This is a genomic window from Arthrobacter sp. zg-Y20, from assembly GCF_030142075.1.
In the GTDB taxonomy this organism is placed as follows: Bacteria; Actinomycetota; Actinomycetes; order Actinomycetales; family Micrococcaceae; genus Arthrobacter_B.
Genome location: NZ_CP126241.1, coordinates 1,100,141 through 1,111,885 on the forward strand (window position 1 = coordinate 1,100,141; position 11,745 = coordinate 1,111,885).

8 protein-coding genes are annotated in these 11,745 nt (G+C 66.9%); all 8 read left to right on the forward strand.

Features of this window, described 5'->3' with window-relative positions; genetic code table 11:
• Window positions 1–211 precede the first annotated feature (211 nt).
• The gene (locus tag QNO06_RS05405; RefSeq protein ID WP_227914131.1) at window positions 212–2,974 is read left to right on the forward strand and encodes a LuxR family transcriptional regulator; all 2,763 of its coding nucleotides are present in this window, start codon (window positions 212–214) and stop codon (window positions 2,972–2,974) included.
• Window positions 2,971–5,724, forward strand: coding sequence for a helix-turn-helix transcriptional regulator (locus QNO06_RS05410; RefSeq protein ID WP_227914132.1), 2,754 nt, complete (start codon window positions 2,971–2,973; stop codon window positions 5,722–5,724). Before QNO06_RS05405 ends, QNO06_RS05410 begins: the two co-directional genes overlap by 4 nt.
• 256 nt (window positions 5,725–5,980) lie before the next feature.
• Complete coding sequence (locus QNO06_RS05415) at window positions 5,981–7,507, forward strand: sugar transferase (protein WP_227914133.1); 1,527 nt, start codon at window positions 5,981–5,983, stop codon at window positions 7,505–7,507.
• Window positions 7,508–7,566: 59 nt separating this feature from the next.
• Complete coding sequence (locus tag QNO06_RS05420) at window positions 7,567–8,007, forward strand: FAD synthase family protein (RefSeq protein WP_227914134.1); 441 nt, start codon at window positions 7,567–7,569, stop codon at window positions 8,005–8,007.
• Complete coding sequence (locus QNO06_RS05425) at window positions 8,004–9,185, forward strand: DUF1972 domain-containing protein (RefSeq protein ID WP_442860195.1); 1,182 nt, start codon at window positions 8,004–8,006, stop codon at window positions 9,183–9,185. Before QNO06_RS05420 ends, QNO06_RS05425 begins: the two co-directional genes overlap by 4 nt.
• Window positions 9,182–9,970: a CDP-alcohol phosphatidyltransferase family protein gene (locus QNO06_RS05430; protein WP_227914135.1), complete on the forward strand. Its 789-nt coding sequence runs from the start codon at window positions 9,182–9,184 to the stop codon at window positions 9,968–9,970. Before QNO06_RS05425 ends, QNO06_RS05430 begins: the two co-directional genes overlap by 4 nt.
• A complete protein-coding gene (locus QNO06_RS05435) occupies window positions 9,967–10,713 on the forward strand; it encodes a hypothetical protein (RefSeq protein ID WP_227914136.1) in 747 nt (248 codons plus the stop codon). The genes QNO06_RS05430 and QNO06_RS05435 overlap by 4 nt, the downstream gene beginning before the upstream one ends.
• The gene (locus QNO06_RS05440) at window positions 10,710–11,624 is read left to right on the forward strand and encodes a hypothetical protein (protein ID WP_227914137.1); all 915 of its coding nucleotides are present in this window, start codon (window positions 10,710–10,712) and stop codon (window positions 11,622–11,624) included. Before QNO06_RS05435 ends, QNO06_RS05440 begins: the two co-directional genes overlap by 4 nt.
• The last annotated feature ends 121 nt before the right edge of the window (window positions 11,625–11,745 follow it).

An 11,745-nucleotide genomic window follows, 5' to 3' on the forward strand; every position in this document is an offset into this window, starting at 1 on the left:
TGCGAAGAGCGCGAACACGTAGGCCGACACCTTTATGCGGCCGCATTTCCAAGTAACCACGTAAGGCAACTAGGGGACGCTACTCGTGTACCGCTGCAGGCGTGTTCCTACTCTGGTGCGCAACAGTGGCGCAGGTGTTCGGCCCCTACGGCGGACGCCGGGCTTCAACTACTGGACAGCAGAACCTGAATCGACAGGAACGGGTCTCAAAGTGCAGCCTCATGATGATCAGCCGACCTCCACCCGCCTTCACACCGGACCTGTCCAGGGCCCGCCTCCCGACCCGGGTTCCGGCCTCCAGCCCCCGCCCGCCGTCGTCGGCAGGACCGCGGTGCTGGAGGAAATCCTGAAAGCACTCTCCGGGACCGCCCAGGGCACGGGCTGCGTTCTGGTGGGAGACACCGGCATCGGGAAGACAGCCGTGATGCAGCACGTGCTCCGGCACCTGCAGGATGAAATGTACGTTGTCCAGGTCCGCGGTTCCGAATTCGCCGGCCGGACCCCGTTCGGTGCCCTGACGTTCCTGCTCTCGGACCTGGAACCGGAACTGTCCACCCACCCTGTCATGATCCTGCGCGGCCTGACCCAGCTGGTCCGGGAACGTTCCGGTGGCCGGCCCGTGCTGCTCGCCGTGGACAACGCCGAGGACCTGGATGAATTCTCCGCCATGGTCCTGACCCAGATGGTGCTGAACCGCAGCGCCGGAATGCTTGTGGCCTTCCGCGACTTCAGTTCCGCTCCGGGCGAGTTCACGGGGCTGTGGCGCGACGGCATTCTGGCCCGCGTTGACCTGGAACCTCTGGACGTGCAGGAAGCCGCCGCCTACCTGGCCTCATTACTGGGCGGGGCCGTTTCCCGGGCGGCCGCGGCAGCGCTGTGCGGTTACGCCGGCGGCAATCCCCACCTGCTGGCACTGGCCCGGCACGATTTCGAGGACGCCGGAGCACTTAGGCATCACAACGGCACCTGGATACTCGCCGATGGGGAGGAAATCCGGGGCGGCCGGGTTGCCGCCGCGGTCCTGGGTGTCCTCACCGGACTGAGCGCTGCACAGACACAGCTGCTGCAGCTGCTGGCCATGGCGGGGTCGCTGCCGCTGCCGGTGGCGCTGGGACAGCTGGACAGTACTGAACTTGACGAGCTCCAGGAACGCCGGCTGGTCAGCCTTGATGCCCGCCCTGTTCCCGATGTGCTGGTGAGCAACCCTGTGCTGGAGCGCTCCATCCGGGCCGGGCTGAGCACTTCGCGGAAGCGGTTGCTTTTTGAGGAGCTCGGCCCCTCGCTGAACTCCCTGGAAGGTTTTGTCCTTGATCCCGTAGTGCTTGCACGCTGGCTTGAGGACATCGGCGAAATCCCCGCAACGGAGCTGGCGGTACGCGCAGCACGCAGGGCCACTGCGGCACAGGACCCCGCAACGGCAATCCGGCTGCTCACCGCGGCGGCCGGATCCGGTGACAGCGCCGGCGCCGTCGTCGAATTGGCCCGTGCGAGGACGGCGCAGGGCGAATACGGTGCAGCTTTGGGGGTCCTCGCCCGGTTCAGGGGCGGTGAGCAGGTGCCCTCCCGGGAAGAACGCGTCCGCCTCCTGCTGGCCGAAAGCAGGGTGCTGTGCATTGAGGCCACCGGCCTGCGGGACCCGCGCTCAACGGATGCCCCCGCCGAACCCGCCAGGATGCGCCACACCGACCTGTTCGCCCAGGCAGAGCAGGAAGCGGCGGGACTCGACCAGCACCTTGCCGGTACTGCCGAGTTGAGGCGTGAACTCGCCGCAGCCCGGGCGGAATGCCACTCCGCCCACGGACGGTTCCAGGAAAACATCGCCTACCTGGCCGAGCTCGACCGGCAGGACACGGGCGCGGATCCGGAATTCGGTATCCAACGGGCAGCATTCCGCTGCGAAGCGTGGGGGATGACCAACCGGCAGGACGACGCCGTCGAACTGGCCGGGAAGGTGGAAAAGCTGCTGGAAAGTGCGCAGATCAGCCCGGGGACGCGGGCCAGGGTGGTGGGCCGGCTGCTGCACACGTATCTGCTGACGGGCGCCCTCCCGGCATGCGGGCGGCTGCTGGCCAGATCGGCTGCAGCCGGTATGGAAGGCAGCTACACGGAATTGGCAGAAGGTTTGCTGCATGCCTTCGCCGGACGGCCGGACGCCGCGCTCCCGGCGCTAACGGCCACGGTCAACCAGCTTGCCGTCACCGGACCGGCAGCATTCCTGCCGCTCGCCGCAGCAGCCGCAGCGTATTGCCACGCGGTGGAAGGCCATACGGAAACCGCGCGCCAGTACCTGCAGATGCAGCGTGCTGCAGCCGACGGCGGCCCCTGGGCCGTACGCCGGGGAGCCCGCCACTTCGCCGCCCTGGCCGAGGCTGCGCTGGGAGCGGAAACGGGCAGCACCCGGTTTTCCTCCCTCGCGGCCCAGGACCACCGCCGTGGTGCCTACGCCTACGAGCTGCTGGCCCGAATCACCGCCATGCGGCTGGGGGATGCTGAAAGCCTGGACGACGTTCTGGCCGTTGCCGCCAACCAGCAAGGGGACTTTGCCTCCCTTTGTGAAAGCTACGCCAAGGGTTTGGGCAACGCCGACGCGCAACTGCTCCTGCGGGCCTCGGAAATAGCATCCGGTTCCGGGCACGTGATGCTGGCTCGGGAAATTTCCGAACATGCGCTGGGTATCGCCTCCGGCGCCGGGGACCGGGCGACCGTCCGTTTCATCCACCGCAGCCGCCGGGTGGCAGCCCCGGATCCGGCCGCCGAGGCGGCCGACGAATTCCTCGGCGCGCTCACCGCCCGGGAACGCTCGATTGCGCGGAAGGCCGCGGCCGGCACCAGCAACAAGAAAATCGCCGAGGAACTGGGCATATCCGTCCGGACGGTGGAAGGGCACCTGTATCAGGTGTACTCGAAACTCCATGTGGGCAGCAGGCGGGAACTGGCACGGACCATCGCGGAACAGTCAGGGGCAAAGAAATGACACTATGGGGGCACGACCGGCAGCTGTTTGGCCGCGAACGCGAACTAGCCGAAGTAACCAGCCGGCTGCTGGACCCGGGCCTGCGCGGGGTTCTCATTCTCGGTGCCGAGGGCATCGGAAAGTCTTCCCTGGCCGAACAGGCAGCGGACCGGCTCGCCTCAATCATGGCGCCCTACTACGTCTGCGGCAGCCCCGTGCTGTCCACCATGCAGTACGGCATCCTGTCCACCTATCTGGGATCGGCCACGGCGGCGGAGATGGAATCCCCGCTGTCAGTGCTGAGGACCGTACGGGCGCATTTCCAGCGGCTGACTGAGACCAGCGGCATGCAGAGCCTGCTGGTCGTGGACAACGCCCAGCATATTGACGAGGCCAGTGCCCACCTGCTGACCCAGCTGGCCATGTCCGGTGAACTGCGTTTGATGGTGATTTCCCGGGCGCGGGCTCCCCGCATCCATGAGCTGCTGTCGCTCGCCCGTGACGGCCTGCTGGCCCGGATCGACCTGGGACCGTTGTCCCGGCAGGCGGTCCATGAGTTCTGCGTCAGCGTCCTCGGCGGCCCCCTCCTGCAAGCCTCCTCCACGCTGCTCAGCCGCATGTCCGGGGGCAACCCGCTCTATGTCAAGGAACTGCTTGGCCGCGCACAGCGGCAGCGCCGGCTGGTGGAGGCCAACGGGGCCTGGTTCCTCACCCAGGAACCGGACTGCGTCGACACCTCGCTGGTGGACCTGGTCAAAGGAATGCTTGCGGCACGGACCCCGGCAGAACGGAATGTGCTTGAGACGGTGGCTCTGGCAGGCCGGTTGCCGCGTGCGGTGGTCTCGGCGGTGGCCGACGACGAGGCGGTGCGCTCGCTGGTGATCGACGGACTCCTGGAGATTCTTCCCGACCGTGACGAGTCGGCGCATCTGGTGCAGCCCCTGCACGCAGAGATCATCCGCAGCTTGGTGCCGGTGGCACGCAGCGCGGAGATCCGTGCACGGGTGCTCGCCCGCTACACCCCGGTGTCAGGACCCGAACCGGACCACGAGACCGGCGCCGTCCTCCGCCGCACCGAGTGGGCGTTGGACTGCGGTGAACGCCTGGGGGCGGAAGAACTGCTGTCAGCCGCGCGGATGGCCAACGGTGCCGGCGACCCCGTCCGCGGGCAGCGCTTCGCCGCAGCGGTTCACGCTTTGCCGTTCCGAACCGCAGCCGAGGTGGAACTTGCTGTCGCCTGTGCCCAGCAAGGCAGCTACTCCTGGGCACGTGCCAGGCTGGAGGACCTGGCAGAAGGAATCCGGGAAGGCAGCGGCACGGGATGGGACCAGGACAGCCTGCACCGGGCTTCCTTCACCGGTGCGCTGCTGCTGCGCCAGACCAGCGGCCGGAGCACGGAACTTCCCCTGATGGCCGACCGGTGGTTGGCAGCTGCCGCGGAAGTAGCTTCGCGGCAAAGCGCAGGTGGCTCAGTGCCCGCACAGGTGCGTGCGGCTACGGAAGTCCTGCGTGTCGCGGCGCTGGTGATGGAAGGAGACTTCAGCCGGGCCCGGACGCAGCTTGCGGAACTGGTCAAGGAGGAGTCTCCAGCCCGCAGCCACGCGGACGGAGAACGGCTGCTGGTAGCCCACGGTCTTTACGCTGAAGTTCTGGCCGCGTGCGGCGAAGTGGGTGCCGCCCTGAAACACGCCCTGTCCGCAGCGAATCTGCTCAACTCCGCCGACGGTAAACTGCAGAGCTATTCCGGTTTCGTTTTTGTGCGGCAGGCACAGTCCCTGCTTCATTCCGGGCGTTATGCCCAGTTGGACCAGCTCCTGGCCAGGATGCACGCTGGTCCGCAGCACCTGCTGATCAGCTTGGGCGGGACCCTGGGAGTTTTTGAAGCGGCCCTTGAAATCCACCGGGGTCGGCTGCACGAAGGGCTGCGCCGGTTGCGGCCTGCCGTGGAAGCGCTGCGGGACAGGGACCCGGAGCTGCTGCTTCCCTATGCCCTGGGCCTGGCCGGCTACGCATCCACCGTAGTTGCCGACGGCACTCCGGCAGCGGGCTTCGCCGCCCAGGTCGAAGGGTCCCGCTACCGGGGGCCGGTGCACCTTTGGCTGACCGCGCAGGCTTACGCGGCGGCAGCCGAAGCGTCCCAATCCACGGAGGGTCCTACTTCCGGGCACCTTGCGGTGCTCGCTGCGCAGGCACGGGAAGCAGGCTTGCGCAGCACCGAAAAGGACATCCTGGAGCTGTGCCTGGCGGTGGGCGATCTTGCCCAGGCGGGACGCCTTGCCGAGCTGACCGCCGACTTTGAAGGCGGCGAGGCGGAAGCCCTGCATGCGTACGCCGTAGCCGTCGCCTCGGGCAACCCGGACCGCATGGTGGCTGCGGCCGAAGATGCCATCCGCGCGCAGAAATACCTCGTGGCAGTGGAGAGCATTGGCCATGCCATCCGTTTCTACGGAAACCACGGCAATCTCCGGCGCCAGCGTGCCCTGATCCAGCAGCTGCGCCGGCGCAGGGAAGAACTGGCGGGCGTCACCGTCTCATATCTGAGCCCGTCCCTGCACCTGGTCCGCCTGACACGGCGGGAACACGAGATTGTGGAACTGCTGCTCTCCGGGGCAACCAGCAAGGACATTGCCGCCCACTTCACCCTCTCCCAGCGCACCGTGGAGGGGCACGTCTACCGCATCTACGTGAAGCTCGGGATTAGCCGCCGGGCGGATCTGGAGTCCGCCTACCGGGCGCTTGAGCCCGGGCACCGCAGCAGTTCGCTGCTGTAGGAAGTGCCTCCGCCACCAGCCTTTTCCGTCCTGACGGAACCGTGCCCGGTGGGGCTGCTGTTTCGGCTGTTAATACATACTTCCATCGTCTAAGAGTTTCGTCTCCCCAAGCTGAGTAGTGAGACCCAAAACAACGGCGTCAGACGTGCCGGGCCGGGTATGAGGTACTCGTGTCTGCCGCATTTGGCGCTCCTAGGCTGAGGCCAATCCAGTATTTCAAAGGTCTTAATTGCGGGTTGTTCTTGGGGGACGGAAGATGACGGCAGTACAGGAATCCGGGACTGAAGTTCTCCACGCACCCACCTTCACTTTCCCCAGCTTTACCACCCAGGGTGTGTTCGGCCGGGACGGCCACAGGCGAAGCGCAGCAGTGGCCTGGAGCCGGCGGTACTGCCGTATCCTTGCAGCCTCCGACGCCCTCGTGGTGGCGGCCTCGGTCCTGGCAGGACACCTCTGGCAATTCGGCGGGCAAACCCCGGCGGTCCGGATCGGACCCTTTTATGCCGGGGACCTCATGGTCTCGCTCCTTATCGGCTTGGCCTGGATGCTGGCCCTGCACGTGTACCGCAGCCGCGATGCCCGAATCACGGGTATCGGCACGGACGAGTACAAACGGGTAGTGAACGCCACCGTCATGCTGGTCGGCAGCCTTGCCTTCGCCGCTGTGGTGTTCCAGGTGGACGTGGCCCGGGGATACTTCGGCCTGGTCTTCCCGGTCGGTGCCGTGGGACTGATCTGCACCCGGTGGCTCCTGAGAAGGTGGCTCAGCCGCAGGAGGCGCCAGGGATACTATCTGTCGAAGGTCGTGGTGCTGGGACGGCCGCGGGACGTGCGGTACGTAGTGCACCAGATCAGCGGGAAGTCCGCCTACAAGGTGGTGGGCGTGGCCCTGAGCGGGAAACCCCGCAGCTTTTTCCAGGTGGACGGTGCGGTGCTGCCCGTGGTTTCGGACGAGGACTCCGTAGTTGGGGCGGTGGCAAGGGTGGGGGCAGACGCCGTCATAGTTGCCGGACCAACCAAGGGCGGCGGACAGTATGTCCAGGAATTGGGCTGGGAACTGGAGGAATCGGCAACGGAGCTGATCCTGACAACCGGGCTGACCAGCGTTGCCGGGCCCCGGATCCATTCCCGGCCGGTGGAGGGCCTGCCGCTGATGCATGTGGAACTGCCCCAGTACTCCGGTGCCAGGCACGCACTCAAACGGGTTTTCGACATTGTCCTCTCCGCGGCGGCACTGATCATCCTGCTTCCGTTGATGGTCGTGCTCGGGCTGCTCGTCAAGCGGGACAGCCCCGGACCGGCGCTGTTCCGCCAGGAACGGGTAGGACGGGGCGGCAAAAAATTCCTCATGCTGAAGTTCCGTTCCATGGTTGAAACGGCTGAAGACGACTTGGTCGGCCTGCTGGACCGCAACGAGGGCGCTGGGCTGATGTTCAAGATCCGCAACGATCCGCGGATCACCCGGGTGGGGGCGTGGATGCGCCGCTACTCCCTCGATGAACTGCCGCAGTTCTGGAACGTCCTGATCGGGGATATGTCCCTGGTGGGACCGCGTCCGCCGCTGCAGCGGGAAGTGGATGGCTACCGCAACCGTGTCCACCGCCGCCTCTACATCAAGCCGGGGATCACGGGCATGTGGCAAACCAACGGCCGGTCCAACCTCAGCTGGCGGGACAGTGTCCGGCTGGACCTGTACTACGTGGAGAACTGGTCACTCACCGGCGACCTGATCATCCTCTGGCGCACGGTTGTCCAGATGTTCAAACCTCTGGGGTCCTACTGATGGCCCCCGGGAGCTCAGTCCCCTCCATCCACTTCATCCACTCTGGGAAGGCGGCAACCATGGCCATCCGCATAGGCTACGCCGCAGGCGCTTTCGACCTGTTCCACATAGGCCACCTCAACATCCTCCGCCATGCCAGGAGCCAGTGCGACTACCTCATAGCCGGAGTGGTTTCCGATGAACTCTGCGAGGCCCGCAAGGGCCGGCCTCCGGTCATTCCGCTGACGGAGCGCCTCGAGATTGTCCGGGGACTGCAGTGTGTGGACCGGGCTGTCGCGGAGGTCCTGCCGGACAAAATGGATACCTGGCAGCAACTGCGCTTCAATGTTTTTTTCAAGGGCGATGACTGGCGGGGTACCCCGGCCGGAACGGCACTGGAGGAGTCCTTTGCCGCCGTCGGCGTGGAAGTCGTGTACTTCCCCTACACAGTCCAAACGTCCAGTACCCGGCTGCGCCGGAGCCTGGAAATCCTGGATGCCGCAGCCGGGGGGCGGCTGTGAGGGGGCCGGCCCGGCAGGTGCAGCCCGGCCTGCGCATCGCAATGGTGGGGACCCGCGGGGTGCCGGCCCGCTACGGCGGATTCGAGACCTGCGTGGAGCAGGTGGGACAACGCCTTGCGGCACGCGGGCACGAGGTTACGGTCTACTGCCGTACCGACAGCCAGACCGACACGTCCGAAACCGAGTACCTGGGGATGGAGCTGGTGTATCTGCCGGCACTCCACCGGCGCACCTTGGAGACCCTGACGCACACCGGCCTCAGCGTGCTGCACCTGCTGCGGCACCGGCCCGATGCTGCCATAGTCTTCAACGCGGCCAACTCACCGTGGCTGCCGCTGCTGCGCACGGCACGCATCCCGGTGGCCACGCATGTGGACGGGTTGGAGTGGAAGCGCGCCAAATGGGGGCCGGCGGGCCAGCGGTACTACCGGGGCGCAGAGGCACTGGCGGTGCGCTTTTCCGATGCCCTGATCGCCGACGCCCAAGGCATCCAGGACTACTACAGGGACAAGTTCGGCGCTGACAGCACCCTGCTGACGTACGGGGCTCCGGCGATCAGCGGCGCCGGCAGCCGGCGCCTGGCGGAGGTGGACCTTGTGCCGGGCCAATACCAGCTGGTGGTGGCCCGGATGGAACCGGAAAACCATGTCCACCTGATTGTGGAGGGGTATGTGCACAGCGGGTCCGAGCTGCCGCTCGTTGTAGTGGGCAGCGCACCCTATTCCGAGCGCTACACCGCCGCCATCCGGCGCGCTGCCGACTCCCGGGTGCGTTTCCTGGGCGGTGTATGGGACCAGGAACTGCTGGACCAGCTGTACGCCAATGCCCGGGTCTATTGGCACGGGCATTCCGTAGGCGGAACCAACCCGTCCCTGCTGCGGGCCATGGGTGCCGGCACAGCGGTCAATGCATTCGACGTCGGCTTCAACCGCGAGGTCCTGGGCGATGCCGGACGGTTCTTCCGGACGGCCGAAGACGTAGCCAAACTGGCGCTTGACGCTGAGGAATCGCCCGCAGCCATAGCCGAACGCGGCCTGGCGTCCACCCGTGAAGCAGCACGCTACGACTGGACGGAAGTATCCCGCGGATATGAACGCCTGGTGCAGGAACTTGCTGCCGGGGAAGGAGGGCCCCCGCGGCCCTCCCGGCGCCGCCGGAGGGGGGTGGCGGCATCGTGACGCAGAGAACGCACGCGCCCGCCGCTCCCGCGCACCGGGCATCACCCCGGACCCCGGGATATGCAGCCACCGTGCACTCCCTGGCGGCTGCCCAGAAACGGGCCGCGCCGGGAGCCCCGGCGTATTCGCTCTTTATCAACCGCCGGGCCGGACGCTACCTGGCCGCCGCGTGCCACCTGCTGGGGATGACGCCCAATGCCGTGAGTGCGGTCAGCGCGGCGTTCACCTTCAGCGGCATCTTGATCCTGGCCCTGGCTGCACCGTCCTGGCTCAGCGCGGCCGGCATCTGCTTCTGCCTGGTCCTGGGCTACGCCTTCGATTCAGCGGACGGGCAGGTTGCACGGCTGCGCGGCGGAAGCTCACTGGCAGGGGAGTGGCTGGACCACGTCCTGGACAGCATCAAGCTCTCCTGCCTGCACCTGGCCGTGGCACTCTGGGCGTTCAGGCTCGACGGCGGCCCGGAGCAGGCCTGGCTGCTGGTTCCCCTGGGATTCACGGTGGTGGCCAATGTGTCCTTTTTCGCCATGATCCTGAACGACCAGTTGAAAACCGGCCACGCGCTTAGGGCCGGGCAAGCCGCCGCTGTGCGCACGGGAAACCTGCGCCGTTCGCTTGTACTGATCCCCACCGATTACGGCTTCCTTTGCCTGTTGTTCCTGCTCACCGCACTGCCGGAGGTTTTTGTGCCCGTCTACACCGCTGTCTTTATCCTCAACTTCCTGCACCTGGCGCTCGCCGCACCGAAATGGTTCCTGGACATGATCCGGCTGGAGGCACGCTCATGAACGGCTCGGATTCGGGCAGCGGCCCGCACGGTTCCTCCCGGCCGGAGGGGTCCGGGCACCGACGACGGCGTGTGGTGCTCGCGGTGGCAGTTGCCGCCGCAGTGGTCCTGGGCGTTTTCTTCGCGGCTAACGCCGTGCGCAATGACGGCGGCGTTCCCGCCGTGGCCGCATCCCGCGAGGCAACCACCCAGACACCGCGCGCGACGGCTGCCGAGTCGGGGCCGGCCGCCGAGCCCGCCCCGGCAGGAACGGCAGACCCGGGCACCGCAGCAACCCAGCCGGCACCCGGTGCCGAACCGGTTGCACCGGAAGACCCATCGCTGGCTGCCCAAGACCTGCCCGTGGCCGAACCCGTGGCCATTGACGGCGGATCCAGCGAGGCCGGGGGCCTGGACATACGGGTGGCGTCAATGGAAGCCGTGGAGGGTGAAGCCATCGGGATCGGCGAGATCGGCGGCCCGTCGGTCCGGTTCACTGTCAGCGTTGCCAACGGCAGCAACGAACCGGTTGACCTCAGCAACGCCGTGCTCACTGTCGAAGCCGGACCGGACCGGCTGCCCTGCACCGAGCTCAGCGGCCCCGCGACGGCCGCCTTCCCGGTCCAAGCCAAACCGGGTGAGACGGTTACCGGGATTTTTGTCTTCCTGATTCCGGAGGAGAGCCGGAACGACGTCACGGTCTACCTGAACTACTCGGTGGATGCCTCGGTGGCGGCCTTCCACGGAGCGGTCCCTGCGCCATGAACCAGACCTCGAAGCCGTTCCCGGGACGGGAACCCCGTGCCGCGGCTCTGCGCCGGATCGTCCGCAGCACCCGCCGCGCCGGACGCCATCTTCGGGCCCGGACTGAAACTCCGCTGCTGGCTATGCGGAATGCACGCTCCGGCGCCCCGGTGACCGGAACCGCCCCCGTAGTCGTATCGCTGACCTCTTACGGCCGCCGCCTGGAGACCGTGCACCTGGCCATCGAGTCCATCGGGCGGGGATCGGTCCGCCCCCGCCGGTTGCTGCTCTGGGTCGAGGACCCGCGGGTTGCTGCATCACCGCCGGCGGAACTTGCCCGGCTGCAGGCACGGGGACTGGAACTTCGGCTGAGCGAAGGCTACGGACCACACACCAAGTACTACCCATACGTTGCCTCCACCCCCAAGCACACGCTGCCTCTGGTCACCGCCGATGACGACATCATTTATCCGAGGCACTGGCTGCATGCCCTGCTCCGCTCCTACGCGGCGTCGCCCGACGTCGTCAGCTGCCATTGGGCCAACCGAATGACGGTCACCGGCGGGGCAATCGGGCAGTACCGTTCCTGGGTGCCCAGCCGCACGGCTGACAAACGGCGCGACAGCCTGGCACTTGGGGTGTCCGGTGTCCTCTACCCGCCGCACATGCTGGACCGGTTGGCTTCGGCCGGAGCGTCCTTCCGCGATCTGAGCCCTACCGCGGACGACATATGGCTGCACTGGGTGGCCCTGCGCGGCGGCGTTCCCGTGCGGCAGGTTTCCCCGGTGCCGCGACACTTCCCGGTTATCCCGGGCAGCCAGGACACCCGTTTACTGTCCGTCAACGTGTCCCAGGGGCGCAATGACGAATGGATCCGGGGTCTGTACACGGAGGAAGACATACGGATGATCGAGGGCGCCTATCAACCATGACCGTGGTTCCACGAACGCGAGAAGAAGACGTTGCGCGGCCGGGGCCGGCCGCTGTCTTGGGCCGGAGACCGGTCCAGCTTCAACTGCTCCCGGGTGCATGGCACCCATCAACGGATGGACA